The organism is Pseudomonas sp. GW821-FHT09D08 (assembly GCF_059416305.1).
The window spans coordinates 556,532-583,211 of sequence record NZ_JBWKOX010000001.1; the positions used below are offsets into that span (position 1 = coordinate 556,532).

Here is a 26,680-nt window from a genome sequence, read left to right on the forward strand (position 1 = left end):
CTGCACATAGACTCCGGCCATGCGTTTACGTCATATCGAAGTGATTCAGGCCATACTGCAGACCGGACACCTCGGCACCGCCGCCGAATGGTTGCAACTTCCCGTGGGCGATGTAGACGCGGCACTCAAGGAGGCCGAGCGGCAATTGGGCTTCATGCTGTTTGCCAGTGTCCGCGGGCGTTTGCAAGCGACACGGGAAACCCTGGAGTTGCAGGCAGAAATGGCCCATGTGTACGAAGCCCTGGAACCGGTGCAACGCTTGGCCAGCCGCTTGAAACACCATCACGCCCCCACGTTGCGCGCCTTGTGCACGCCGCCCCTGGCCAATCAACTGCTGCCCCAGAGCGTTGCGCTGCTGCGCCGACGCTTCCAGGACACGCCGTGCAACCTGTCGAGCCAGCCAACCCGGGAAATCGTGCGCAGCCTGCTGCTGCACGAGGCCGAGGTGGGCCTGAGCCTGCATGACCCGGAACACCCGCAAATCCACAGCACGGTGCTGGCCCAAGGCAAATTGCAATTGCTGGCGCCCCACGGCTGGCTCAAGCCCAAGCAGAAGTACATTGCGCTGCAGGACCTGGCCGGGCAAGCAATGATCGGGCTCGAAGGACACGACCCGCTCAGCCGCCTGCTGGACGCCAAGCTGCAAGCCTTGCGCCCGCTGCCGGTGGTGCAGACGCGGGTACAGACCTACCAGATGATGCGCAGCATGGTGGAAGCCGGCGAAGGCCTGGCGATTGTCGACCCGTTCACCGCGTTTGGCGCACGCGAGGCGGGCCTGGATACATGCCCGGTGTCGCCGCCGATCCTGGTCAGCCTGTATGCGCTGACACTCAAGGATGGCGTGACCTCGCCTGCGCTGAATGCGTTACTGGAGATCGTCACGCAAAAGGCCCAGGGCCTGCTGGAGAGTTAACGCCGCTCGGCGTCGGTCTTGAACAACCGATACCAGAAAATCGCCACTTCACGGGTTTGCGGGTCGATGCCGCGATAGCGCAGGTGGTCGATCCCGCCCATCACGTAGCCGCAACGCTCATACAGTCGGCAGGCGCCCAGGTTGTTGTTCTGGGTCTCCAGCATCATGCCCGGCAGGTTTTTCTTGCGGCTCCAGAACTGCGCCACATCCAGCAGCGCCTTGGCCACCCCGTGCCGACGGGCAGGCAAGGCCACCGCCAGTTCGTCAACGTGGGCAAAGCCGTTCCAATTGGTGCTGACCACGATATGCCCGACCGCACGATCATCCAGGTAGGCCATGAAGATCGCACTGTCCGGCGCATCGCGAAAACTGGCGAATTCTTCCGGGTCGATGCCATAGCACTTGCGGTACGGCACGATGCGCTCCACGGGCCATTGATCGACCCGCCTGCCCATCTCCGGCACGCCATAGGCACTGACCTCAAAGCTGAAATCATTGCCCCACACGTAGGCGTCGAAGCCCTCGTCGGCGACCCGCACACTGAGCCCTGGATACTTCGGGTTCATTACAGCTTGCATAAACATCCTTAACCCTTGATGCAATCGACGGTGTAACAACGACCACTGCCGTCATCTTCGTGTTGTAGCCCGTGAACATCGGCAACAAAACCGGGGAAACTGCTATCGAACGTCCGGGCAAACGCCAGGTAGTCGATGATCGACCGGGTCGACTCGGTAAAGCGCTCGCCTGGCATGATCAACGGAATCCCCGGCGGATAAGGCACCAGCATCACGGCTGCAATGCGTCCTGGCAAGGCATCAATGGACACGGCCTCTACCTCGCCCCTTACCAATTGGTCGTAGGCGTCGGCGGGTTTCATCGCGATTTCCGGCAACACCGTGTACATGCGCTTGAGGTGCCTGGCGGTGGCGTTGCTGCGGTAACAGCCGTGCAATTGATCACACAGGTCGCGCAAACCCAGGCCCTGATAGCGAGCCGGGCCCTGGGCAAACACCGATGGCAAACAACTGGCGAGGCTGACATTCCCGTCGTAACTGCGCTTGAACTCAAGCAACTCGGTGAGCAAGGTACTCCATTTGCCCTTGGTGATGCCCATGGAAAACAACACGAGGAACGAATACAGCCCGGTCTTTTCCACCACCAGTCCGCGTTCCCAGAGGAATTTGCTGACCACTGCGGCGGGAATCCCGCGCTCGCTCAAGGCACCACCGGCGGTGAGGCCGGGCATCACCAGGGTCACTTTGATCGGGTCCAGCAGCACGTAGTCTTCGGCCACGTCACCAAAGCCGTGCCAGTCATCCTGCGGCAGCAACAGCCAATCCGCGGTGGCGACGCGGTCGATGCCCGCCACCGACGGCGGCTGCCAGATGGAGAACCACCAGTCTTCGGCGGCAATGTGTTGACGCAGGTTGGCCAGGGCGCGGCGAAAACTCAGGGCCTCGTCGAACATTTCCTGCAGCAGCGAGCGCCCGGCCGGGCCCTCCATCATCGCCGAGGCGACGTCCAGGGAGGCGATGATGCTGTACTGCGGCGACGTGGAGATGTGCATCATGAAGGCTTCATTGAAACGGTCGCGGTCCAGTTGGCGCGCGCCGCCGTCCTGCACATGGATCATCGAGGCCTGGCTGAACGCCGCCAGCAGCTTGTGGGTGGAGTGGGTGGTGAACACCAGCGGGCTGTCCGGGGTACGGGAGGTGCCCATGCCGTAACGGCCGGCAAAGAACTCGTGGAACGCCGCGTAGGCATACCAGGCTTCGTCGAAGTGCAGCACCTCGACACTGTTGCCCAATTGCTGCTTGATCAGCTCGGCGTTGTAGCACAGGCCGTCGTAGGTGGAGTTGGTGACCACGGCCAGCTTCACCTTGGGGGGCCGGCCACGGGTCAAGGGGCTGGCGTCGATCTTGGCGCGGATCGATTCCGGGCTGAACTCGCTCAGGGGAATCGGACCGATGATGCCCAGTTCGTTGCGCTCCGGGCACAGGTACAGCGGGATGGCACCGGTCATGATGATCGAATGCAACACCGACTTGTGGCAGTTGCGGTCCACCAGCACCAGGTCATCGCGCCCGACCATGGAGTGCCAGACGATCTTGTTGGCGGTGGACGTGCCGTTGATCACGAAAAAGGTATGGTCGGCGCCGAAGTTGCGCGCGGCACGGGCTTCGGCTTCGGCCAGGGGCCCGGTGTGATCCAGCAGCGAGCCCAGTTCGGGCACCGAGACCGACAAGTCCGAGCGCAGGGTGTTCTCCCCGAAGAACTGATGAAACGCCTGCCCCACCGGACTTTTGCGATAGGCCACGCCACCGCCATGGCCGGGGGTGTGCCAGGAATAGTTGGAGTCGGCGGTGTGTTGCACCAGCGCCTTGAAGAATGGCGGCAGCAGGCCATCCAGGTAAGTGCGGGCAGCACGGGCCACCTGACGGGCGAGAAACGGTACGGTGTCTTCGAACAGGTAGAGAATGCCGCGCAGCTGGTTGAGTTCGCTCATGGCATCGGCCGGGGCGTTTTCCAGGGTGACCTGCTCGCCCAGGGCAAAGATCGGCAGGTTCGGCGCTCGCAGGCGCGCCAGGCGGATCAGCTCGACCATGTTTTGCAGCAGGTGGGTATTCTCACCGGCGCCTTCGGCCGCGATCAGCATGCACGCCAGGCCGTGATGGGTCGACGCCACCAGCCGGCCTTCGGCGTAGTCCACGGCGGAAAAGATACTGAAGCCCTCTTGTTCCAACTCCCGGGCGATGCCGCGAACCCGGTCACCGGCAACGGTGTCGGCCTTGATGTCGCGGTGCACGATAAGCACGGGGAACTTCAGGTCTTTGTACATGAGGGCGTGTAGTCCTGAGGGCTATGCACTCAAGGGTAGAAGCTCGGGGACGATGACGCGAATGAAGATTCTGAAAGCAACGGAGATCAACTGTGGGAGGGGGCTTGCTCCCGATGTAGGTATGCCAGCTCATATTTTATTGGCTGATACACCGCCATCAGGGTGTAGCCCCCTCCCACATTTTGATCATACCTACGCAGGGCTATTGTTGTGTTAGCTGGGTCCACAACGCCGGCGCACCCGCCGACTTGGCAATCGCCTCCAACCGCGCCGCATGCTCGGCCATATCCTGCTCGCTGGCGCGAATGATGGTGGTGGGCTTGCGATCGGCCGGCAGGCGGCGGATTTCCGAAGGGCGGTTGCCCGAGCCTTCCGCCGAGCCACTGCCGTCGGAGGCGTTGCCGGCCAGGGACAGGCTGGTCTGCCCGCCGGTCATGGTCAAGTAAACGTCGGCGAGAATCTCGGAGTCGAGCAAGGCGCCGTGGAGTTCACGGCCGGAGTTGTCGACGCCATAACGCTTGCACAAGGCATCGAGGCTGTTGCGCTGGCCCGGGTGACGCTCACGGGCCATCATCAGGGTGTCGAGGATCGAGCAGTGCTGGGAAATGTCCGCGCGATCCATCTGCCCCATCAGGGCAAACTCGTTATTGATGAAGCCGACGTCGAACGCCGCGTTATGGATGATCAACTGGGCGCCGTTGATGAACTCGAAGAACTCATCGGCCACTTCGGCGAAACGCGGCTTGCCCTTGAGGAACTCGTCGGTGATGCCGTGGACGCCGATGGCGCCTTCGTCACTGTCGCGGTCCGGTTGCAGGTAGACGTGGAAGTGACGACCGGTGAGGCGCCGACCCATGAGTTCGACACAGCCGATTTCAATGATCCGGTGGCCGTCTGTCACCGGCATGCCGGTGGTTTCGGTATCGAGTACAACAGATCGGATCGCCATCAGGGTTCAGCTCTCAACGGTGTGGTGTGCAGTGTGGTGTGGGTCAAGGAGCGCGATGTTAACACGTCAGCCAGCATCAGCTCTGCTTGTAGCCCCGCACTTCGTCCACACCTCTATTGGCAAGCTGGTCGGCGCGCTCGTTCCCCGGATGGCCGATGTGCCCGCGCACCCATTTCCAGGTGATGTCATGGCGGTTGCATTGCTCATCGAGCAATTGCCACAGGTCGGCATTCTTGACCGGCTCCTTGGCCGCGGTCTTCCAGCCGCGCTTCTTCCAGTTGACCATCCACTCGTTGATGCCTTTCATCACGTATTGCGAGTCGGTGACCAGCAGCACGTTGCAGCGGCGCTTGAGTTCTTCCAGGCCGCGAATGGCGCCCATCAGCTCCATGCGGTTGTTGGTGGTGTTGGCTTCGCCGCCCCACAACTCCTTCTCTACGCCCTTGCACACCAGCAAGGCGCCCCAGCCGCCGGGGCCGGGGTTGCCCTTGCAGGCGCCATCGGTGAAGAGTTCTACGCTATCGGTCATCGGTTACATCCATCAAGACGGGCAGGTCTGAAATCAAAAAAGTTTTTACGGTTCGCTTTGCTTGCGGTTGACCTTGGCCATCGGCATCGGCACCAATTTGCCCATGGGCTGGCGCAGCACCTGGCGCACCGGCCGCAGCCCGACCACGATCTTGCGCGCCACCAATAAATAGAAGCCGCCACCCGACAGTTGCCAGGCGCCCGCGCGACGTTCCCAACCGGCCAGGCGGCCTTGCCACTTGGCCGAGGCAAGCGGCGGACGATAGCACCCGAAGCGGCGTTTCTCCAGCGCGAAGCCCAGCAGGTTCAGCCAGTCCCCGACCCGTGATGGCGAGATGCAGCGCGCCTGGCGCAGGCCATCATGGGCGAATACATGGCGCAGGCCCCAACTGCTCCAAGGGTTAATGCCGACAATCAGCAAATGGCCGCCAGGGCGCACGCTGCTCGCCGCTTCACGCAGCAGACCGTGGGGCGACAGGCAGAAATCCAGGCCATGCTGCAACACCACCACATCGGCGGCGTGCTCGCTCAATGGCCAGGCCTGTTCTTCGCAGACAATCTCCACCCCCGGCAACGGCGCGCCCAGGCGCACATTGCGTTGCACCTGGGGCGCGGCGGGCGGGGTCTGGGCCGACGGACCGTAATGCACCAGGTAGCCGCCAAAGAAACGACCCAACTCGTCTTCGAGCATGCGCCGCTCTTCATCCAGCAAAAATTGCCCGATGGGCCCGGACAGCCATTCACGGGCTGCGCCGATCAGGGCCAGCCACTCAGGATCGGCCTGGGCGAACGCTTTATCAGTCATTGCATTCTCCAACTCGCCTAGACGTTCTAAGATGCACCAATGTGTTCAGCTTGGCGAATCGAAGAATGATACAGATCAGTGCCCTGCCCGCCTTCACCGATAACTACATCTGGTTGCTGCAGGACCCGCAGACCCAACGTTGTGCCGTGGTCGATCCCGGCGATGCCGCGCCGGTACTGGCCTGGCTCGAGCAAAACCCGACGTGGACCCTCAGCGACATCCTGATTACCCACCATCACCACGATCATGTCGGCGGTGTCGAGCAACTCAAGCGGGTGAGCGACGCCAAGGTGTATGGTCCGGCCAACGAGACGATCCCGGCGCGGGACATCGCGCTGCAGGATAACGACCGCATCAACGTGCTGGGCTGGGACTTCGACGTCTATGCCGTGCCCGGCCACACCCTGGGCCATATCGCCTTCTACCACCAGGGCGTGCTGTTCTGTGGCGACACCCTGTTCGCCGCCGGTTGTGGCCGCCTGTTCGAAGGCACGCCGGAACAGATGCACACCTCCCTCGAGCGCCTGGCCGCCCTGCCCGCCGATACCCTGGTGTACTGCACCCACGAATACACACAAAGTAACCTCAAGTTTGCCCAGGCGGTGGAACCGCAGAATGCCGACATCTCCGAACGGGTGGAAAACGTCCGTCAGCTGCGGGCCCGCGGCGAGATGACGCTGCCGTCCAACCTGGCCCTGGAAAAGCGCACCAACCCCTTCCTGCGTACCTCTGAAACATCCGTTAAACAAAAAGCGGACGAACGGAATGGTCGTGACAACCGCTCTGGGGCCGAGGTATTTGCTAGCTTGAGGGCGTGGAAAGATAAGTTCTAAAGGGATGCAATCTGATACGTAATTTCTGAATGGTTGACCGGAACCAAAGTGCTTTCTAGAATCGCCCGACATTTTTGCCCGGAACTTACTTCCAGCCAATGTCGTCATCTATTCGTAAAGCCAACCATTCAGACGCATTGACCCGCCTGGCTCAAGCTGTGGCGGTGGCTGTGTCCGCCACGCTGGCGGGCTGCCAATCGACAAATTTCGCCGCACAATCCACCGTGCAACCCAAGCCCAACCTTGCCGCCAAGATCAAACAGAAACCCGTCATCTGGCTTTCAGAGAAACCTGCTCCAGAAGTGCCCCAGGATGTCTGGGAACGCATGCGCCGGGGCTTTCAATTGCAGGACAACGTGGGTGTCAACCCGCGCATCGAGCAACAGCGCCTGTGGTTCGCCAGCAACCCGTCCTTCCTGGAGAACGCCGGTGAACGCGGCAGCCTCTACATTCATTACATCGTCGAACGCCTTGAAGAACGCAACATGCCCCTGGAGCTGGCGCTGCTGCCGGTGATCGAAAGTGCCTACAACCCGATGGCGTATTCGCGCAGCGATGCCGTCGGCCTGTGGCAGTTCATCCCCTCCACCGGGCGCTACTTCAACCTGCGCCAGACCCGCGCCTACGACGGCCGCCGCGACATCACCGCCTCCACCACCGCCGCCCTGGACTACCTGACCCGTCTGCACGACATGTTCAACGGCGACTGGCTGCTGGCCCTGGCCGCCTATAACGCCGGCGAAGGCACGGTGAGCCGGGCCATCGAGCGCAACGAGAAGCTCGGCCTGCCCACCGACTACTGGAACCTGCCCCTGCCCCAGGAAACCAAGGACTATGTGCCCAAGTTCCTGGCGCTGTCCCAGGTGGTGCTGGCCCCCGAGGCCTATGGCGTCAACCTGAACCCGATTGCCAACACGCCGTACTTCGAAGTGGTCGAGGTCAAGCAAAGCATGGACCTGTCGCGGGTTGCCGCGCTGGCCGAGATCGACGAAGACGAACTGTTCCAGCTCAACCCGGCGCTCAAGCAACGCACCACCCTGGATGGCCCGCAGCACCTGCTGGTGCCGAGCTCCAAGGCACAATTGCTCACCAGCACCCTTTCGACGATGAAGCCGGAAGAATTGCTGGCGATGCGCCCGAAAAAGCAGGTGTTCGACGAAGTCGAGACCGCCCGGGTGGCCGGCCGCACCCGCAGCTACAAGGTGCGCAGTGGCGACAACCTCACGCTGATCGCCAAGGCGAACAAGGTCGACGTGCATGACCTGCAGCGCTGGAACAAACTCAACGGCCAGGCCCTCAAGGTCGGCCAGACCCTGGTGATGCAGGACACCCGCAAGCTGGTGGCCAAGGCCGACAGCAAGAAGCCGGTGCAGTACAAGGTCAAGAAAGGCGACTCGCTGTACATCGTCGCCAAGCGCTTCAACGTCGAGATGCAACATCTCAAGCGTTGGAACCCCCGTACTGGCCAGGCGCTGAAGCCGGGGCAGATGCTGGTGGTTTCCGGGCCGCGCTAAGGTTTCAAGAACCCCGGAGAACCAATGTGGGAGGGGGCTTGCTCCCACATTGGTTCTACATCATCCCGACTGGCTTTTTCCATCCGGAACAAGCTGTTACTGTACCGATCATAAAGCCCAAGCCGCCTGGATCGGATCCCTGACTTGAAGCGTCCCCTCCTTCTACTAATAAGTCTGGCCTTGAGCTTTGGTGCGAACGCGACAATAACCGAGAGCCACGGTTACACGCAGTTCGGCACGCTCAAGTACCCGGCCAAATTCACCCACTTCGATTGGGTAAACCCTGCAGCGCCGAAAGGCGGGACCTTGCGGGTCATGGCATTTGGCACCTTCGATACCCTCAACCCCTACACGTTCAAGGGTTCAAGCCCGGTTTCCACCCCCAACTTCCTGCAATACGGCGTCAATGAGCTGAACGAGCCGTTGATGGTCGGCACCGGCCAGTACGCGCCGTCCGGCGACGAGCCCACCTCCAGCTACGGGCTGATTGCCCAGTCGGTGGAATACAGCGAGGACCGCAGCTGGGTCGTGTTCAACCTGCGTCCGCAGGCGCGCTTCCACGATGGCAAGCCGATCACGGCCTATGACGTGGCATTTTCCTATCGCACCCTGCTGACCGAAGGCCACCCCCAGTACCGCACCAACCTGCAGGAAGTGGCGCGGGTGGACATCCTCAACCCTCACCGCATCCGCTTTGTATTCAAGCGCGCCGGCAACCCGTTGCTGATCCTGCGCCTGGGCGAATTGCCGGTATTGCCTCAGCACTATTGGAAAAACCGCGACTTCAAGGCGACCACCTTCGAACCGCCCCTGGGCAGCGGGCCGTACCGTATCAGCAAGGTCACCCCTGGACGCCAACTGGTGTTCGAACGGGTCAAGGATTACTGGGGCAAGGACTTGCCGGTCAACCAGGGTTTCTATAACTACGACAAGGTCGAGGTGGAGTTCTACCGCGACAGCGATGTGGCCTTCGAAGCGTTCAAGGCCGGCGAGTTCGACATTTATATCGAGCACCAGGCCAAGAACTGGGCCAATGGCTACAACTTCCCGGCGGTGAACCGTGGCGAAGTGATCAAGGCGCAGATCGCCCACCAGATCCCGACCCAAAGCCAGGGCCTGTTCATGAACACCCGGCGCCCGACCTTCAGCCAGACCAAGGTGCGCGAAGCCCTGGGGTTGATGTTCGACTTCGAGTGGACCAACCGCACCCTGTTCAGCAGCGCCTACAAACGCACGCTCAGCTATTACCCCAACAGCGAATTCGCCGCTACCGGGGTGCCAACCGGCCATGAATGGCTGATGCTCTCCCCCTACCGCGACCAACTGCCGCCCAACCTGTTTACCCAAGCCTTCAGCCTGCCCCAGACCGACGGGCGCGGCATCCCCCGCGAAACCCTGCGCCACGCCCTGGCGCTGCTGGGCGAAGCCGGCTGGAAGCTGTCGGGCCAACGCCTGCTCAACAAGGACGGGCAACCGCTGCGCTTCGAGATCCTGCTGGTCAACCCGAACCTGGAGCGCATCCTGCAGCCCTATGTCGAGAACCTGATCAGCATCGGCATCGACGCACGCCTGCGCACCGTCGACCGCGCCCAGTACAAGCAACGCCTGGATCAATTCGATTTCGACATGATCCTGATCACCCTCAACCAGACCTTGAGCCCCGGCCTCGAACAGTGGCAGTACTTCCACTCCAGCCAGGCCGCGATCAAGGGCAGCAAGAACTATGCGGGCATCGCCAACCCCGTTGTCGATCACCTGCTGGAACAACTGCTGGCGGCGCAGACCCGCGAAGAACAACTGGCCGCCGGCCGCGCCCTGGACCGGGTGCTGCTGTGGCAGCACTACAGCATTCCCAACTGGTACCTCAACTATCATCGCCTGGCGTACCGCAACCGGTTCGCCTTTGTCACCACGCCGCCCTACAGCCTGGGCCTGAGCGCGTGGTGGCTGAAAGCTTCGGAGAAAGCCCAATGATGTATTTGCGCAACGTACTGCTCGGCAGCCTGTTGCTGTGCACCACGGCCCACGCCGCGCCGCAACACGCGCTGACGCTGTACAACGAGCCGCCGAAATACCCCGCCGACTTCAAGCACTTCGACTACGTCAATCCGGATGCGCCCAAGGGCGGCACCTTCCGCGAGTCGAGCATGGGCGGCTTCGACAGCCTCAACCCGTTTATCAGCAAGGGCGTGCCGGCCGACAACATCAGCCTGATCTACGACACCCTGGCCATGCAGAGCCTGGACGAACCGATCACCGAATACGGCCTGGTCGCCGGCAAGATCGAAAAAGCCCCGGACAACAGCTGGGTGCGTTTCTACCTGCGGCCCGAAGCGCGGTTCCACGACGGCCACCCGATCCACGCCGAAGACGTGGTGTTCACCTTCCAGGAACTGATGAAGGAAGGCTCGCCGATCTACCGCACCTACTACGCCGATGTGGATGAAGTGGTCGCCGAAGACCCATTGCGGGTGCTGTTCAAGTTCAAGCGCACCAACAACCGCGAATTGCCGCTGATCCTCGGGCAACTGCCGGTACTGCCCAAGCATTGGTGGGCCACGCGGGACTTTGCCAAGGGCAACCTCGAGGTGCCCCTGGGCAGCGGGCCGTACAAGGTGGCCGAGGTCAAGGCCGGGCGCATGATCCGCTACGAGCGGGTCAAGGACTACTGGGCCAAGGACCTGCCGATCACCAAGGGTTTCTACAATTTCGACAACCGCATCACCGACTACTACCGCGACAGCACCGTGTCCCTGGAAGCGTTGAAGGCCGGGCAGTTCGACTACTGGCTGGAATTCAGCGCCAAGAACTGGGCCAATGCCTACAACATTCCGGCCGTGACCGAGGGCCGGTTGATCAAGGAAGAAATCCCCAACGGCAATCCCACCGGCATGCAGGGTTTTGTGTTCAATACGCGCAAGCCGATGTTCCAGGATGTGCGCGTGCGCAAGGCCATCAGCCTGTTGCTGGACTTCGAGTGGAGCAACAAACAGCTGTTCAACGGCGCCTACACGCGCACCCGCAGCTACTTCGAAAACTCCGAAATGGCCGCCACCGGCCTGCCCGGCCCGGATGAGCTGAAAATCCTCGAACCCCTGCGCGACAAGATCCCCGCCGAAGTCTTCACCCAGGCCTTCGAGCCGGCCAAAACCGACGGCAGCGGCATGATCCGCACCCAGCAACGCGAGGCCTACCAACTGCTGCAGGAGGCCGGCTGGCGCATCGTCGACGACAAGATGGTCGACACCACGGGCAAACCGGTGACCATCGAGTTCCTGCTGGCCCAGACCGAGTTCGAGCGCATCCTGCTGCCGTTCAAGCGCAACCTGGCGGACCTGGGCATCGACCTGGTGATCCGCCGGGTGGACGTTTCGCAGTTCGTCAACCGTGTGCGTTCCCGGGACTTCGACATGATGGTGGGCAGCTTCCCGCAATCCACCTCGCCGGGTAACGAACAACGGGAATTCTGGAAGTCTTCCAGTGCCGACAAACCCGGCAGCCGCAACTACATGGGCCTCAAGGATCCGGCGGTCGACCAGTTGGTGGAAGAACTGATCGACGCCGACTCGCGCAACAGCCTGATCGCCCATGCCAAGGCCCTGGACCGTGTGCTGCAGTTCGGTTACTACGTGATCCCCAATTGGCACATCAAGACCTTCCGCGTGGCGTACTGGGACCACCTCGGCCATCCGAAAACCCCGCCACGCTATGATGTGGGCACCGCCACCTGGTGGGCAAAACCCAACGTAAAACCTGCCGTCACCCTGGAAACGGCTACCGACACGAGCGCCGATGCGGCGAGCGGAGGCGATTAAATGCTGGCCTATATTGTTCGCCGCCTGTTGCTGATCATCCCGACGTTGTTCGGGATCCTGCTGATCAACTTCATCATTATCCAGGCCGCCCCCGGTGGCCCGGTGGAACAGATGATCGCCAAGCTCGAAGGCTTTGAAGGCGCCACCAGCCGCATTGCCGGCGGCGGTGCCGAAGTCTCGGTGGCCGGCTCCAGCAGCTACCGTGGCGCCCAGGGCCTGGACCCGGCGCTGATCAAGGAAATCGAAAAAATGTACGGCTTCGACAAGTCGGCGCCGGAACGCTTGTGGATCATGGTCAAGAACTACGCCCGGCTGGATTTCGGCGACAGCTTTTTCCGTGACGCCAAGGTCATCGACCTGATCAAGGAAAAGATGCCGGTATCGATCTCCCTGGGGTTATGGAGCACGCTGATCATGTACCTGGTGTCGATCCCGCTGGGGATCGCCAAGGCCACGCGCCACGGCAGCCACTTCGATGTGTGGACCAGCTCGGCAATCATCGTCGGTTATGCGATCCCGGCGTTCCTGTTTGCGATCCTGCTGATCGTGGTGTTTGCCGGCGGCAGTTACTTCGACTGGTTCCCCTTGCGTGGGCTCACGTCCAACAACTTCGATGAGTTGAGCTGGGGCGGCAAGGTGCTCGACTATTTCTGGCACCTGGCGCTGCCCATCACCGCGCTGGTGATCGGCAACTTCGCGACCATGACCCTGCTGACCAAGAACAGCTTTCTCGACGAGATCAACAAGCAATACGTGATCACCGCCAAGGCCAAGGGCCTGACCAACCACCGCGTGCTCTACGGCCATGTGTTCCGTAACGCGATGCTGCTGGTGATCGCCGGCTTCCCGTCGGCGTTCATCGGGATTTTCTTCACCGGCTCGTTGCTGGTGGAAGTGATCTTCTCCCTCGACGGCCTGGGCCTGATGAGCTTTGAAGCAGCGATCAACCGCGACTACCCGGTGGTGTTCGGCACGCTGTTTATCTTCACCCTGCTGGGGCTGGTGGTGAAACTGATCGGCGACCTCACCTACACCCTGGTCGATCCGCGTATCGACTTCGCCAGCCGGGAGCATTGAGATGAACCTGTCCCCCCTCAATCGCCGCCGGTTCGAGCGGTTCAAGGCCAACAAGCGTGGCTGGTGGTCGCTGTGGCTGTTCCTGATCCTGTTCGGGCTGAGCCTGGGCGCGGAGCTGATCGCCAACGACAAGCCACTGGCGGTGCACTACGACGGCGACTGGTATTTCCCGGCGCTCAAGCGCTACCCGGAAACCACCTTCGGCGGCGAATTCCCCCTGGAAGCCAACTACAAGAGCCCGTATATCCAGGAACTGCTCAAGGCCAAGGACGCCTGGACCCTGTGGGCGCCGATCCCGTTCAGCTACCAGAGCATCAACTACGACCTGAAGGTACCGGCCCCGGCGCCGCCTTCGCGCGTCAACCTGCTGGGTACCGATGACCAGGGCCGCGATGTGCTCGCGCGGGTGATCTATGGCTTCCGTGTGTCGGTGCTGTTTGCCCTCACCCTGACCGTGCTGAGTTCGATCATCGGCGTGATCGCCGGCGCCTTGCAGGGCTTCTATGGCGGCTGGGTCGACCTGGCCGGGCAGCGTTTCCTGGAAATCTGGTCGGGCTTGCCGGTGCTGTACCTGCTGATCATCCTCGCCAGCTTCGTGCAGCCGAACTTCTGGTGGCTGCTGGGGATCATGCTGCTGTTTTCCTGGATGAGCCTGGTGGACGTGGTGCGCGCCGAGTTCCTGCGCGGGCGTAACCTCGAATACGTGCGTGCGGCGCGGGCACTGGGGATGCAGAACGGCGCGATCATGTTCCGCCATATCCTGCCCAATGCCATGGTCTCGACCATGACCTTCATGCCGTTCATCCTCACTGGCGCCATCGGCACCCTGACCGCCCTGGACTTCCTCGGCTTTGGCCTCCCGGCCGGTTCGCCGTCCCTGGGCGAACTGGTGGCCCAGGGCAAATCCAACCTGCAGGCACCCTGGCTGGGCATGAGCGCGTTTGCCGTGCTGGCGATCATGTTGAGTTTGCTGGTGTTTATCGGCGAGTCCGCTCGCGATGCCTTCGACCCGAGGAAATGAGATGAATCAGGACAATCTGATCGAAATCCGCGACCTCTCCGTCGAGTTCGTCACGGGCGCGCATCACCACCGTGTGGTCAACAACGTCAGCTTCGATATCAAGCGCGGCGAAACCCTGGCCCTGGTCGGCGAAAGCGGCTCCGGCAAATCGGTGACCGCCCACTCGATCCTGCGCCTGCTGCCCTACCCGCTGGCCCGGCATCCGTCCGGCACCATCACCTATTCCGGCCAGGACCTGCTGACCCTGAAGGAAAAGACCCTGCGGCATATTCGCGGCAACCGCATCGCGATGATCTTCCAGGAGCCGATGACGTCGTTGAATCCGCTGCACTGCATCGAGAAGCAGATCAACGAAGTGCTCGGCCTGCACAAGGGTCTGACCGGCAAGGTCGCGACCCGGCGCACCCTGGAACTGCTGGAACTGGTGGGCATCCCCGAGCCGCACAAACGGCTCAAGGCCCTGCCCCACGAACTGTCGGGCGGCCAGCGCCAGCGGGTGATGATCGCCATGGCCCTGGCCAATGAGCCAGAGTTGTTGATCGCGGATGAACCGACCACGGCCCTCGACGTCACCGTGCAGTTGAAGATCCTGGAGTTGCTCAAGGAGTTGCAGGCGCGTTTGGGCATGGCCTTGCTGTTGATCAGCCATGACTTGAACCTGGTGCGGCGCATTGCTCACCGCGTCTGCGTGATGCAGCAAGGCTGCATCGTCGAGCAGGCAGAGTGCGAGACGTTGTTCCAGTCGCCCCGACACCCTTACACCCAGGAATTGCTGGCGGCGGAACCCAGCGGTGGCCCGGCCAGCAACGACGTCGGCCCGCCGTTGCTGGAAGTCGATGACCTGAAAGTCTGGTTCCCGATCAAGAAGGGCTTCTTGCGCAACACCGTCGATTACGTCAAGGCGGTGGACGGGATCAACTTCAGCCTGCCCCAGGGCCAGACCCTGGGCATCGTCGGCGAAAGCGGCTCGGGCAAATCCACCCTGGGCCTGGCGATCCTGCGCTTGATTGCCAGCAAGGGCGGGATTCGTTTCGAAGGCCAGCAGTTGGACACGCTGACCCAGCAACAGGTGCGCCCGTTGCGCCGGGAAATGCAGGTGGTGTTCCAGGACCCGTTCGGCAGCCTGAGCCCACGCATGTGCGTCAGCGAGATCGTCGGCGAAGGCCTGCGCATCCACAGGATGGGCACAGCGGCCGAGCAGGAAGCGGCGATTATCGCGGCGCTCAAGGAGGTGGGCCTGGACCCTGAATCCCGTCATCGCTACCCCCATGAGTTCTCCGGCGGCCAACGCCAACGCATCGCCATCGCCCGCGCACTGGTGCTCAAGCCGCGCCTGATCCTGCTGGACGAACCGACCTCGGCGCTGGATCGCACCGTGCAACGGCAAGTGGTGGAATTGCTGCGCAGCCTGCAGGCCAAGTACAACCTGACCTACCTGTTTATCAGCCATGACCTGGCGGTGGTGAAGGCGCTCAGTCACCAGTTGATGGTGGTCAAGCACGGGCAGGTGGTGGAACAGGGCGATGCGCGAGCGATTTTCGCTGATCCGCAGCATGGGTATACGCGTCAACTGCTGGAAGCGGCCTTTCTGGTGCCCTGCCCGGAGCGCCTCTGAGCGATGAGCACGCCCACCTCCTGCGTGGGCATGCCTCGCCATTGGATCACCGTGGCCGCCTACTCGACCTACAGCAACTCGGGATGACGCAGGCTATCAAGCGCAGGTAAAAACCCTCGACCATGAAGCTCCGCTCAAGAGCGTTTTCTTGGGCAACCTTGAAACGGAACTTCATTCATGTACGAATTTGCCCCGCTGATTGCCGCTGCGGCGACCGAGCCACTGCCTGCCAGCCCCGTCTTGTTTGCCACCCAGGATGATCTGAAGCTGATCAACAGCCTGGTTGCACTGCTGTCACCTGCCGTACCGCACAATTGGACGCTGCTGGGGCCTCCCGCGTTGATCGCGGTCGACCGCAATTCCAGGCTTGGCCAATGGATGGTGCTGTTCGGCAAGGCTATCAACCAGAGCGTGTTCCTGGCATGGGCCGACGCGCAGCACCTGGAGTATCGAAGCATCAAGGTCATGGGAAGCTCCCTGCACGCCAATGTCATTCACGAGGACCAACTGACTTCCAGGGCCTTTCATCTTCATGACGACCCAGGTTGGCTGGAAGTGTCCGCGCCGATCCTGGGCATCTGCGAGATCATTGATCCCAACCAACTGGGCGTGCCCTATATCGACTTGCCAAACGGCCACAGTACGTTTGAGTTGCCACTCGAATTGACGCTGGCGTTCTACGGCTACACGTTGCCCAAAAACCAGATCCAGGCACGGATGATTGTCGATGAGCTGCAGGCCTACCATGCCTTTCCAACGATGGGTGACAATGGCCGCGCGCAGTCGGCGACACGCCATGAAATGCACGCCCAGCACCTGGACTTGCTGCAACTGGCCGATAACCTCGAGCAATGCATGGCCAGCGCGGCAGCCACGGATGAACCCCATGACAGCTACCTCGCTTACCGCCAGCGCCTCACGCTGAGGTCTGACTCTTTCGTAGCGCACACCTTGAAAGAAGCCGCGCAATTACTGCAGAGCGTGATCAATTCGATCGAGTTCACGCAGACGTTCCCAACTGCGCTGGGCCCCGATGAATACTTTATTTATTCCGGCGAGGATCATTCCCTGCGTGCCTCATCCGCAGAGCTCCAGGGGATCAGCATCAGCCTGCGTACACACCTGGGCGGTGCGCCAGTGGCGGGTCGGCTGATTCGACTGGCGCAATATGCATCGTTGCTGGGAGAACAGGTAGCCTCCAATAACAGCCTGAGCCTGGCAGAGCTCATGCACTTCTACGCCATCGAGGTCCCCCTCCAGGCCAGCGATGTGCACGCCCTGATCACGCGCCTGCGCCAGTCATCCGTGCCTGGGCAGCCGTACTGCAGTGAAGCGGCCCAGGATGCGCAATGGCTCAAGCGCAAACAAAACAGCCTGAGCGCCCTGAATAACTTTAATCGCCTGCAGACAGAGTTGGAGCGCGTCAGCGCTGGCAAACAAGCCGATGAAAAGGTTGAGCTCGACGATACGGTCGAGCTGGACACTGACTCGATGTTCTACCAGTTGCTGGAGGAGAGCGCCGAAAAACTGCTGATGATGATCAAGCACAGATCATTTGTCGCCATTTGCGTGAAACGCGGTATCGACGACGAAAAGGCGCTGGTCCTGCTGACTGAAGAGGGGTATGTAGGCGCGGACGACAGGGACGGCAGGCGCAGAAACCTCACGGACGATATCGTCTCCAGTCCAGCGCTCAAGCACTATCTCACGCTCTTGCAGGAGCTGGCCAAACGCTTGGGCGGCGAGCTGCGCAGCGATATGAAGGCCACCCTCAAGCAGTTGATGAAATTCCTGCGCATGCCCGAAGTGAAGACAGCGGACCAGGCCCAACAGGCAGCGCACTACCTGAGGGCCGTCAGGGCTGCGACACCCCGGCTGGGCAACTACTGGCAGGGCCTGGGCCAGCCGCAGCCGTCATTGCTGACCTTATCCAGCACACAACGCCGACAGGTATACGAAGCGCAACAGGCGTTTGCACAGGCGCATGGAGCGCCCCTGTTCAAGTGGCTCGGCGAACCTTGTTGGGCGGGCAAAAGCGCCCCCAGGATCCGCGCCGAAGCGGACATGCTGCTGAACCAGATGGTGCAGAGCCCGCGCAGCCAGCTATTGGTCGAGCGCCTGAACACCCTCGTCATCTGGTCCGATGCCGCAGTGCATGGCACAACGCCGCAGCAGCGCCGGCAGACACTCTTGCTCAGCGCGTTGATTCTGAGCCTGGACGAACAGGCCGGCACACAACGCAACCTGGTCGGCGGGCTGGCCATCGACACCGATTACTACTGGGGTGACAACTGCGCACTGGTGCGCAGCAATCTGGAAGCCCTCCTGCGCCAGACGCTGCTGGAGGGGGCCCCACTGGCCGCGCATTTGCTGCTCAGTGGCAGCGCGCCACAATTGCTCGTACGCAACATCCCCGAAACCTTGCCTTACCTGTGTAACCAGAACTGGGTCGTGTTCAAGCAGTTCGTCGATTTCATCGAGCTGAAAACCCCTGGCGCCAGCCGGTACATGACACTTGAGAACATCATGACGCTGGTCCATAACCCTGCCACGACGCTCAACCGGGAATTCTGGGCGCTGCCTCCTACGGTCGATCCCGTCCTCGACTGGGCGCGTGCCAATGGCGTGGTGGATGCGACGGACACGGACCTGCCCTTTAAAGGCGAGCTCGCCGTGCGCACCTATGAGAAACAGAAGCGCACACTCAACGATGCCTTCGGCTCACTGCACACCCCCTATCCGGATCAGAAGGAGGCGGCATTGAGGTACCTGCGTGAGGTCTATCCGGATAACGCTCACCTGGACAAAACCGTGTTCATGCCGGCGCCCTTCCTTCCACCCGGTATTCGCTATCCGCAAGTCAGCACCCAGGATATTTCCTTTTCCCTGGCCGAACTGTATCTGGCCGGTGAGTTAAAGCACATGGAACGCTGGAGGGCGATTCAGCCACAGGTACGTGTCAACAGGTTTTCGCCGCCCTTGAGAACACTCAAGGACCACAACGCTGATGAAAACTTCCACGCCGCGCTCGAATCCATCCGTGAGAGCTATATCGTGTACAGTGCCTACCTGCTGTCCTGCCTGCCGCTGCCCAGGCGCGTCAGCCTGGAGCAAGGAAACATCGAACTGTACCTGCTGCGCAAACCGTCCCCCACAGCCCGGGACACGATGATCACCGCACATTTTGGATGCCTGTTGCGTGTTCGCTACCAGCGGGATCGCTACCTGCTGCAACTGCTTCCCAGGCAGATGCTGGTCACGCAGCTGGCCAACCCGCCATCCGGCCTGCTGAATGACCCGGTCGCCCCAGGCCCTGTTCAGTTGCAGATCGACTGGAGTGCTTATCTCACCGGTTCCGAACCCGTGGCGGGCGCCAGTTCGCAGGTCCTGCTCCATCCCCTGGACACCACCCTCATAACGGATACCCAGGGTGACCCCGCCCCCATACCGAAGTCCTGGCAATCGGCACGACTCGAAGCGATTGCCAGGATGGTCGTTGACCAGTGCCTGCTCAGTAACCACCGGGATCTGAGTGAGTCCACGCAGAACCTCAACAATGTGGAAAAGGTCCTGCTGATCAACAAACACCGAAACGAGCGTTTGCACAATCTGAAACCCTATTAAGTCATCGGCTACCCAAACGCCAGGGTCTGTGCAACGATCCGTTTCTGATCTTGACTGCCCTGGAGTCGCGCCCATGACACCGCCCGCCCCTTTCCCCGCCGCACCGCGCTTCTGGCGCGACGAGCGCCTGCCGTTCATCGAAGCGCGCACCATCGCCGACGGGCGCAAGGTCACTTACACCCGTCACGCCCATGAGCATTTCTCCATCGGCGCGATCACCACCGGGCGCAGCTATTACCATTACGGCGCCGATACATTCCAGATCAGCGCCGGCACCGTGGTGTTGATGAACCCCGGCGATGTGCATGCCTGCAACCCTATCCACGACCAGCCCTGGTCCTATCACATGCTCTACCTCGATACGCCCTGGCTGACCGAATTACAGTACCAACTGGGCTTCAGCACCGACCAGGGTTATCGCGCTTTCAATACGCCGTATACCCGTGACCCGCTGCTGTACAGCGGCTTGCTGGCGTTGTACCGGATGCTGGTGAACGAGCAGGCCGAATTGCTGCAAAAGCAGAGCGCACTGGTGAGCTACTTCACTGAAGTCCAGCAGCGCCTGAACCCTTCACCCACACCGGTGCGCGAGGTCAACCACAAGCTGGAGCGGGCCGCCGAGTACATCCGCGAGCACTGCACCCAGGCGTTGAAGCTCGACGACATCTGCCTGGCGGCCGAACTGTCGCCGTCGTACCTGATCCGCGCCTTCAAGCAGTATTACGGGCTCACGCCCCACGCGTTTCTGGTCAACCAACGCATCCAGTTTGCCCGCACCCGGTTGCGCAATGGCGAGTTGATCGCCGATGTGGCCCTCGCTGCGGGCTTTGCCGACCAGGCGCACTTCCAGCGCACCTTCAAGCAACATTTCGCCGCCACCCCCGGGCAATACCGCGAGGTGCTCAAGCCATCAGCAAATAACCCACACTGGCCACCAGCAACGCGGCCATCGAGCGGTTGAACAGGCGCACGCCTTGGGGATTGTCCAGGTAACGGCGTAGAAAGGTCCCGGCATAGGCCCAGCACGCCACCGATAGGTAGCAGATCACCAGGTAGAGACTGGCAAACAGCCAGACTTGCCGCCCATCGCCGTCGGCCACAAACAGGCCCATGCCCGCCACACAGGCCAGCCAGGCCTTGGGGTTGAGCCACTGCATGATGGCGCCGTAGAGCATGGATGGCGCCGTCGCGCTGCCATCCGCGTCGAGCTGGCCGTTATCCACCGCCAGTTTCCAGGCCATGTACAGCAGGAACGCGACCCCGCCCCACTGGATCAACTGGGTCAGGATGGGCCAGCGCACCAGCACCTCGTGCAGTCCCAGGCCGATCAGCACCAACAGCAAGGTAAAGCCAACGGCAGCGCCAAACACATGCTTCTGGCTGGCGACAAAACCGAAGCGCGCGCCTGAACTCAGGGCGACCACGTTGACCGGTCCCGGCGTGATGGACGTGGCCAGGGCGAAGGCGGCCATGGAAATGATCAAGCTCATTGCGGTTCCCTTTTTATGATGAGGCGTAAACTGGGTTCCACGGTATAAGGCCGGGTCAAATCGGTATTGAACAAAATCACCCTGGGGCGTGGATCACACAGTCTTCGACGCCACACACCCGCCCATCCTCAGCCAGGATCTCGACCTAGTGCAGTGGCTTGGGCAAAGGTGTGTGGATGCCGGCGTTCAACGCTGCGTGGGGATGCGAATTTCACCATCACGGCATTGGGTTTTCACACTGCGCGGGCAACCGGCGAAGGCCAGGTCCTTGGTCAGGCACACACGCACCTCCGACAGCACCTTGCCTTTGCAGATCACCGCCAGCCCATGGTTGCCCATGCGCGGGTTGCTTTCGCGAAACAGCGCTTCGATCTCGCGGGCCGGCAACGACGGTGGCGTGTTGAACGGTTGCAGTTGCGCAGGGATGGCAACCACGCCCAGCGCCGCATCGGTTTTCTCCAGGTACGCCAAGGGTTCCAGCCCGCTGCAGGTGCCGTGCTTGGCCCATTCGTGGGTGAGCAGTGAGCGCGTCGGGAACAGCGCCGCGCCTTTGTCCATCTCTTCGCGGCTCAAGCGCGATTGCGGCGCGCAGGTCGCCGGCCACCCTCCCCGCGCGTATTGCGGCCACAAGCCGTGCAGCACAAAGCCGTAGCCCTTGCCCGAACACTGCTCGTTGTCCGGGTGCGTCAGGCAGAAGGTCGGCGACCATGACAGCGACAACACATAAAAATCAAATTCCCCAGGCGTCCCTTGGCTACGCGGGGCCGCCATCGCCGTTGTGGCAAGTGCCAGCCACAGGACCATCCAGTATTTCATTCTGCTATTCCTTGGAAAATCATCCCGGCAGATTGGGATTACGTTGCAGGACCTTGTCCAGGATCCGATCGGTCTTCAACGCCTCGATGGCCAGCGACGGATGCTCGGCTTCGCCGCGAATATGCGCGTTCATGGCCACTACGTGGTGCCATTGGATATGCGGGTGGCATGGCACTTCCAGCACCTCGTTGGTCTCGCCCTCCAGGTGGAGCGGCTGGTCTTCGAAGACCGAGAACTGGATGCGCCCACGGCTGCCGATCAACTCGACCCGGTCCTCACGGCGGTCGGCGACGAAGTTCCAGCAGCCCATGCCCAGCGCGCCCGAACTGAAGGTCCAGCAGGCCGTCACGGCATCCTCGGCGGCATAGTGCCCGGCCTGTCGTGCGGTAAAGCCCGCGACCTCGACAATATCCCCGGCCAGGTACTGGAACAGGTCGAAACCGTGGCTGGCCAGGTCGGCAAAGTAGCCGCCACCGGCAATGGCCGGGTCGGTGCGCCAGTTGGCGGCGCTGGCATCTTCGACGGCCGGCGGCTTGCACAGGGTCCAGGTCAGCTGGCGTAACGTGCCGATGCGCCCGTCCTGCAGCCACGCGCGCACCTGCTGGAAGCGTGGCAGCGAGCGCCGGTAGTAGGAAACAAACAGGTGCAGCCCGGCACGCTCGAAAGTGCGCTGCATCAGCGCGCTCTGTTCGGCATTCAGCGCCATCGGCTTCTCGACACAGCAATGCTTGCCGGCCGCCGCCACCATCAGGCTGTATTCCAGGTGGCTGTCGGGCGGCGTGGCGATGTACACGGCGTCCACTTCGGGGTCGTTGATCAGTGCCTGGGCGTCGGTGTAGTAACGGGCAATCCCATGGCGCGATGCATAATCGCGCACGGCCTCCTCGCGCCGCCCCATCACGGCCACCAGCGCCGAACCTGGCGCTTTGTAGAAAGCGGGTCCACTCTTCAATTCAGTGACACTGCCACACCCGATCATGCCCCAACGTACGCTGCTCATCTGTTTTCCTCGTCCGTTTTCATCAATCGGGCAGTATCCACATCCCCACCGCGGCGCGCCATAACCACTTAGCATGACAATTGCATTACACTTTTATGACATTCATCCCGCTGCGGGGGCACAGACGATGAAAATACGCGCAACGGTCATTTGCGAACACGAGGGGCATATCCTCTTCGTGCGCAAGGCCAGGTCAAAATGGGCCTTGCCGGGCGGCAAGGTGGAGCGGGACGAGCGCCCGGTCGGTGCGGCCGAACGGGAGCTGGAAGAAGAAACCGGATTGAACGTGGACGGGCTGCTGTACTTGCAGGAGCTGAAGGCCCGCGACACCGTGCACCATGTGTTTGAAGCCTCGGTGGTGAATATCGCGGATGCACGGCCGCTGAACGAAATCGTCGACTGCCAGTGGCACGCCTATGGCGCCGTGGACGAACTGGACACCACCGACGCCACGCGGCACATCGTCAAATCCTTTCTGCGTCGCCTGTAAAACCGCATGAGGGGCTCGCAACTCACGACCGAGGCTTGATGCCTGCCGACTTGGCTTGAGCCTTCGCCTGTCCGCGCATGTACAAGGTCTCTACCAGCTTCTGTCGCTCATCCTGAGGCAAGGTGCCGGCGAACTGCGCCAAGGTACCGTCCACCAACGCCCGCAGCGCCATATCGGCCTCCCGTGCCTTGGCCAGTTCCGCTACCAACGCCTCACGATCCAGGCTTGGCGCTTCCAATTGCTTGATCACCCCCAGCCGCGCCTCACGCCCGGCCATGATCAGCGGCTGGCTGTCGTCGCGATTGCGGCGCAGCAGTTGGCGCAGTTCCCTGCGCCGCTCCGGCGGCAACTTGACCATCGCCTGGCGCAGGCCGTGTTGGTTAACCACCACTTCGGCAGGCCGGGCGTTGGCCATCCAGTGGTAGAGACCGCCGCCCACCCCACCGATCAAAAATACGTTGAGCAGGATCGAGACAAACAACCACGGTTTCAGGGATCTGGCGGTCATTGTTCGGTTTCCTCGGCGTTGACGCTGAAGACGACTTCCGCGTCGCCCTGATCAAAGACACTGGGCAGCACGTCGGAGGACAACATCGGCAGCGGCACGCTCATGGACGCCACCAGCATCCCGGTGACGATGCCGGCAATGCCCGCACCGACAAGGCCGGCGGGCGATAACCAGTTGGCATAGCGTGACCAGAATGAGCGTGGGGCGGATTGGCGGATCTGCCGGACCAACGCCGGGTCGGGGAACGCCAGTTGATGGCTGTCCAACTGGCTGTCGAGCCAACGCGCCTGCTGCAAGGCTACACGGGCATGGACGTTGCCGTTGTCGAGCAGCGCCTGGGCCGTTGCCCGTTCTGCCGCGGGCCAGCGACGCAGGTCCGCCCCATAGACGTCGGCCAGGTACACAAAGCGTTCGGGTGTCATGATGTTCCCCTTCCTGGGCGGGCGAGCCCGGGTGTATCGGCAAGTTGGCTGCGCAACTGGCGTCGGCCCCGCGACAGCAGGCTCTCCAGTGCCTCGACGCTGATATTCATCAGGGCCGCGGCGTCGATGTTCGACAGCTCCTGGTAGTACTGCAACACGATGGCTTCGCGCTGGCGTTCGGGCAAGGCCGCCAACGCGGCGGCCATGCGTGCACTGCGGTCCTGGGTCTCCAGTTGCTCTTCAGGCGATGGCGAGCTGTCTGCCACCTCCACCGCCGCCTCATCGCTCAGCGGGCGCTCCTTGCGTCGCCGCAAGCGGTCGTGGCACAGGTTCAGCGCGACCCGATGCAACCAGGTGTCGAAACGCGCCTCGCCACTGCGCCAGTGGGCGGCCTGGCGCCAGATGCGCAGGAAACTTTCCTGGGCCACGTCCTTGGCCTCGTCGGCGTCCCCCAGGATCCGACTGGCGAGCGCCAGCAAACGCGGGAGCTTGCGCGTCACCATTTCGTTGACGGCGGCAGGTTCGTTATTGCCGATACGCGCCAGCAGCTCAACGTCCGGATCAGTCTCGTTCAATCGGGCAGTTCTCAGGGCCAAGGGTCAGGGGTCAGGGGTCAGCGGATCCAATGCCCTTCGCGCCAGTACCAGTTCGGGCCATGGGCTTCCCAATGGCCAGGCTCCCAGCGCGCATGGCGCATTACCGGCTGCCAGTGGCCCGGCACCCAGCCGTAACCGCGCCCTTCCCAACGCCAGTGGCCCCGGTCCCAGGCATAGCCGGGGCGCTCGGCCGGGATCATTTCCACACGTGGAGGCGGCGGCGCCTGCTGAATGATGATGTCGGTCTGGGCAAACGTCGGGGTGCTGACAAACGCGGCGAAGGCCAGCGGAACAAGCACGGTTAAACGCAATGTGGCCAGGGCTCTCATGGCAACTCCTCCATGCAACCCGCGAAAGTGCAGGTTGCTGATGGGTTGAACGGCGCGTGCGCAAAAATCCGTCGCGGGCTGCGCAGATTTTTTCAGCAGGGGGCGAGACCAGTATTGCTCAGGGGCTGGCGGGGCTTGATGAAATGTTTGAAAGGCGTGCGACGGATTTTCGCCGGTTGCCGCGTTGAAGGATTAACCCCGGCCAACCCAAGAGGAAACACCATGTACCGTCGACTTACCCTGCTGGTTGCCGCTGTGCTGATCGTCAGCCTCAGCGGCTGCGTGATCGTGCCGGAGCACCGTCATTGCTGCTGGCGTTATTACGGCGCAGTGGATGCGCCCAGCCATGCTGTCATTGGCTAGCTGGCCGCCGCCATGCCCGTCACACGACCTCTCGTCTGCTGCCTCGGCAAGCGCTTGACTCCCACCGTCGATCACACGACGCTCTGGGCACTTAGCCATCATTCGAGCCGTCCACCATGAGCATTGCCCCTCCGAGCCAGCCCGACAGCGACGTATACCGCACGCTGCTGGAATCGACCAAGGCCATCCCGTGGCGTATCGACTGGCAGAGCATGACCTTCAGCTATATCGGCCCGCAGATCGAAACGCTGTTGGGCTGGACCCCGCAAAGCTGGGTCAGCGTCGACGACTGGGTCTCGCGCATGCACCCCGATGACCGCGAATACGTGGTGAATTTCTGCGTGTCGCAATCCCGTGCCGGGGTGGACCATGAAGCGGATTACCGGGCCCTGACGGTGAACGGCGACTACGTATGGATCCGCGACGTGGTGCATGTGGTGCGCAAGGACGGTGAAGTCGAGGCGCTGATCGGCTTTATGTTCGATATCAGCGAACGCAAGAAGACCGAAGAACACCTGGTGCGCCTGCAAAAGCAACTCGAGGAATATTCCTACCAGGATGGCCTGACCGGCATCGCCAACCGACGCATGTTCGACACCGTGCTCGAACGCGAATGGGCCAGCGCCCAGCGCAGCCAGTTGCCGCTGTCGTTGATCATCCTGGATATCGATTTTTTCAAGCAGTACAACGACCACTATGGCCACATCAAGGGCGACGAATGCCTGCGCCAGGTCGCGCATACCCTGTCACTGGCCGCCAACCGGCCGCGGGACTTCATCGCTCGCATCGGCGGTGAGGAGTTTGTGTGGTTGTTGCCGGAAACCGACGCGGCGTCGGCCAAACAGGTCGCCGGACGTTGCCTGCACCTGATCCGCCAACAACAGATCGATCATGGCTTTTCAGCGGTGTCGAACCTGCTGACCCTGAGCCTGGGCGTAGGTACGCGCATCGTCAAACCCGACAGCCCGATGCTGGGTTTTGTCGAAGATGTCGACAAGTTGCTCTACCGGGCCAAACGCAACGGGCGGATGCGTGCGGAGTTTGCAGAAGGTGAAGTTTGACGCCGGGGGTTAAATTCCAGGCAAAAAAAATCCCAAGTAGCTGATGGAAACTTGGGATTTAAAAATGCA

General features: G+C 61.8%; 25 protein-coding genes. 13 read left to right on the forward strand and 12 right to left on the reverse strand.

Annotated features, from left to right (window positions below; genetic code table 11):
- Positions 1 to 19 precede the first annotated feature (19 nt).
- Complete coding sequence (locus AC07OP_RS02290; protein WP_495101626.1) at positions 20 to 913, forward strand: LysR substrate-binding domain-containing protein; 894 nt, start codon at positions 20 to 22, stop codon at positions 911 to 913.
- On the opposite strand, the gene AC07OP_RS02295 is transcribed toward AC07OP_RS02290, so the two are convergent.
- The 5 genes from AC07OP_RS02295 to AC07OP_RS02315 all read right to left on the reverse strand — a co-directional run bounded on the left by AC07OP_RS02295 (position 910) and on the right by AC07OP_RS02315 (position 6,037).
- Positions 910 to 1,479: a GNAT family N-acetyltransferase gene (locus AC07OP_RS02295; RefSeq protein ID WP_027606492.1), complete on the reverse strand. Its 570-nt coding sequence runs from the start codon at positions 1,477 to 1,479 to the stop codon at positions 910 to 912. The two genes, AC07OP_RS02290 and AC07OP_RS02295, sit on opposite strands and share 4 nt — an antisense overlap.
- 20 nt (positions 1,480 to 1,499) lie before the next feature.
- Positions 1,500 to 3,755: an Orn/Lys/Arg family decarboxylase gene (locus AC07OP_RS02300; protein WP_098479715.1), complete on the reverse strand. Its 2,256-nt coding sequence runs from the start codon at positions 3,753 to 3,755 to the stop codon at positions 1,500 to 1,502.
- A gap of 202 nt (positions 3,756 to 3,957) precedes the next feature.
- The gene (dnaQ, locus tag AC07OP_RS02305) at positions 3,958 to 4,698 is read right to left on the reverse strand and encodes a DNA polymerase III subunit epsilon (RefSeq protein WP_193603541.1); all 741 of its coding nucleotides are present in this window, start codon (positions 4,696 to 4,698) and stop codon (positions 3,958 to 3,960) included.
- A gap of 82 nt (positions 4,699 to 4,780) precedes the next feature.
- A complete protein-coding gene (gene rnhA / locus AC07OP_RS02310; RefSeq protein ID WP_003173571.1) occupies positions 4,781 to 5,233 on the reverse strand; it encodes a ribonuclease HI in 453 nt (150 codons plus the stop codon).
- 45 nt (positions 5,234 to 5,278) lie between these two features.
- A complete protein-coding gene (locus AC07OP_RS02315) occupies positions 5,279 to 6,037 on the reverse strand; it encodes a class I SAM-dependent methyltransferase (RefSeq protein ID WP_115486254.1) in 759 nt (252 codons plus the stop codon).
- Between the two features lie 65 nt (positions 6,038 to 6,102).
- On the opposite strand from AC07OP_RS02315, the gene gloB reads away from it, so the two are divergent.
- From gloB to AC07OP_RS02360, 9 genes are all read left to right on the forward strand, one after another.
- On the forward strand, positions 6,103 to 6,870 hold the full coding sequence (gene gloB, locus AC07OP_RS02320; RefSeq protein ID WP_495101627.1) for a hydroxyacylglutathione hydrolase: 768 nt from the start codon (positions 6,103 to 6,105) through the stop codon (positions 6,868 to 6,870).
- A gap of 98 nt (positions 6,871 to 6,968) precedes the next feature.
- Positions 6,969 to 8,384 carry a lytic transglycosylase domain-containing protein gene (locus tag AC07OP_RS02325; RefSeq protein ID WP_027606497.1) on the forward strand — a complete coding sequence of 472 codons (1,416 nt, stop codon included), beginning with the start codon at positions 6,969 to 6,971 and terminating at the stop codon, positions 8,382 to 8,384.
- Positions 8,385 to 8,528: 144 nt separating this feature from the next.
- Positions 8,529 to 10,358 (forward strand): extracellular solute-binding protein, encoded by a 1,830-nt coding sequence (locus AC07OP_RS02330; protein WP_115486255.1) that lies wholly within the window; start codon positions 8,529 to 8,531, stop codon positions 10,356 to 10,358.
- Positions 10,355 to 12,199 (forward strand): extracellular solute-binding protein, encoded by a 1,845-nt coding sequence (locus AC07OP_RS02335; protein ID WP_108574350.1) that lies wholly within the window; start codon positions 10,355 to 10,357, stop codon positions 12,197 to 12,199. Before AC07OP_RS02330 ends, AC07OP_RS02335 begins: the two co-directional genes overlap by 4 nt.
- Positions 12,200 to 13,276 (forward strand): microcin C ABC transporter permease YejB, encoded by a 1,077-nt coding sequence (locus tag AC07OP_RS02340; RefSeq protein ID WP_027606500.1) that lies wholly within the window; start codon positions 12,200 to 12,202, stop codon positions 13,274 to 13,276.
- A gap of 1 nt (position 13,277) precedes the next feature.
- Positions 13,278 to 14,297 carry an ABC transporter permease gene (locus AC07OP_RS02345; protein ID WP_027606501.1) on the forward strand — a complete coding sequence of 340 codons (1,020 nt, stop codon included), beginning with the start codon at positions 13,278 to 13,280 and terminating at the stop codon, positions 14,295 to 14,297.
- A gap of 1 nt (position 14,298) precedes the next feature.
- Positions 14,299 to 15,912, forward strand: a complete 1,614-nt coding sequence (locus tag AC07OP_RS02350) for an ABC transporter ATP-binding protein (RefSeq protein WP_495101628.1) — start codon at positions 14,299 to 14,301, stop codon at positions 15,910 to 15,912.
- Between the two features lie 177 nt (positions 15,913 to 16,089).
- Positions 16,090 to 19,536 carry a hypothetical protein gene (locus AC07OP_RS02355; RefSeq protein WP_495101629.1) on the forward strand — a complete coding sequence of 1,149 codons (3,447 nt, stop codon included), beginning with the start codon at positions 16,090 to 16,092 and terminating at the stop codon, positions 19,534 to 19,536.
- A gap of 73 nt (positions 19,537 to 19,609) precedes the next feature.
- The gene (locus AC07OP_RS02360) at positions 19,610 to 20,497 is read left to right on the forward strand and encodes an AraC family ligand binding domain-containing protein (RefSeq protein WP_495101630.1); all 888 of its coding nucleotides are present in this window, start codon (positions 19,610 to 19,612) and stop codon (positions 20,495 to 20,497) included.
- On the opposite strand, the gene AC07OP_RS02365 is transcribed toward AC07OP_RS02360, so the two are convergent.
- From AC07OP_RS02365 to AC07OP_RS02375, 3 genes are all read right to left on the reverse strand, one after another.
- Positions 20,439 to 21,026, reverse strand: a complete 588-nt coding sequence (locus tag AC07OP_RS02365; protein ID WP_495101631.1) for a LysE family translocator — start codon at positions 21,024 to 21,026, stop codon at positions 20,439 to 20,441. The genes AC07OP_RS02360 and AC07OP_RS02365 overlap by 59 nt on opposite strands.
- 186 nt (positions 21,027 to 21,212) lie before the next feature.
- Positions 21,213 to 21,842, reverse strand: coding sequence for a ribonuclease T2 family protein (locus AC07OP_RS02370; RefSeq protein WP_495101632.1), 630 nt, complete (start codon positions 21,840 to 21,842; stop codon positions 21,213 to 21,215).
- A gap of 19 nt (positions 21,843 to 21,861) precedes the next feature.
- Complete coding sequence (locus tag AC07OP_RS02375) at positions 21,862 to 22,842, reverse strand: Gfo/Idh/MocA family protein (protein WP_495101633.1); 981 nt, start codon at positions 22,840 to 22,842, stop codon at positions 21,862 to 21,864.
- Between the two features lie 127 nt (positions 22,843 to 22,969).
- Between AC07OP_RS02375 and AC07OP_RS02380 the strand changes: the two genes are divergently transcribed.
- Positions 22,970 to 23,332, forward strand: a complete 363-nt coding sequence (locus tag AC07OP_RS02380; protein ID WP_495101634.1) for an NUDIX hydrolase — start codon at positions 22,970 to 22,972, stop codon at positions 23,330 to 23,332.
- A 22-nt stretch (positions 23,333 to 23,354) separates the two neighbouring features.
- Here the strand turns inward: AC07OP_RS02380 and AC07OP_RS02385 are convergent, their stop codons facing one another.
- Genes AC07OP_RS02385 through AC07OP_RS02400 form a run of 4 tightly spaced genes read right to left on the reverse strand, consistent with a single transcriptional unit; the run spans position 23,355 to position 25,187 of the window.
- Positions 23,355 to 23,840 (reverse strand): periplasmic heavy metal sensor, encoded by a 486-nt coding sequence (locus AC07OP_RS02385; protein ID WP_495101635.1) that lies wholly within the window; start codon positions 23,838 to 23,840, stop codon positions 23,355 to 23,357.
- Entirely contained in the window at positions 23,837 to 24,262 is a 426-nt protein-coding gene (locus AC07OP_RS02390; protein WP_065941190.1) for a hypothetical protein, read from the reverse strand. Before AC07OP_RS02390 ends, AC07OP_RS02385 begins: the two co-directional genes overlap by 4 nt.
- Positions 24,259 to 24,837 (reverse strand): RNA polymerase sigma factor, encoded by a 579-nt coding sequence (locus AC07OP_RS02395; RefSeq protein ID WP_495101636.1) that lies wholly within the window; start codon positions 24,835 to 24,837, stop codon positions 24,259 to 24,261. Before AC07OP_RS02395 ends, AC07OP_RS02390 begins: the two co-directional genes overlap by 4 nt.
- 38 nt (positions 24,838 to 24,875) lie before the next feature.
- Positions 24,876 to 25,187, reverse strand: coding sequence for a YXWGXW repeat-containing protein (locus AC07OP_RS02400; protein ID WP_141157508.1), 312 nt, complete (start codon positions 25,185 to 25,187; stop codon positions 24,876 to 24,878).
- A 222-nt stretch (positions 25,188 to 25,409) separates the two neighbouring features.
- Here AC07OP_RS02400 and AC07OP_RS02405 point away from each other — a divergent pair, with 222 nt between their 5' ends.
- Together AC07OP_RS02405 and AC07OP_RS02410 are read left to right on the forward strand one after the other, a co-directional pair.
- Positions 25,410 to 25,550, forward strand: coding sequence for a hypothetical protein (locus tag AC07OP_RS02405; protein ID WP_166655323.1), 141 nt, complete (start codon positions 25,410 to 25,412; stop codon positions 25,548 to 25,550).
- Positions 25,551 to 25,666: 116 nt separating this feature from the next.
- Positions 25,667 to 26,611, forward strand: a complete 945-nt coding sequence (locus AC07OP_RS02410) for a GGDEF domain-containing protein (protein ID WP_115486266.1) — start codon at positions 25,667 to 25,669, stop codon at positions 26,609 to 26,611.
- Positions 26,612 to 26,680: the final 69 nt, after the last annotated feature.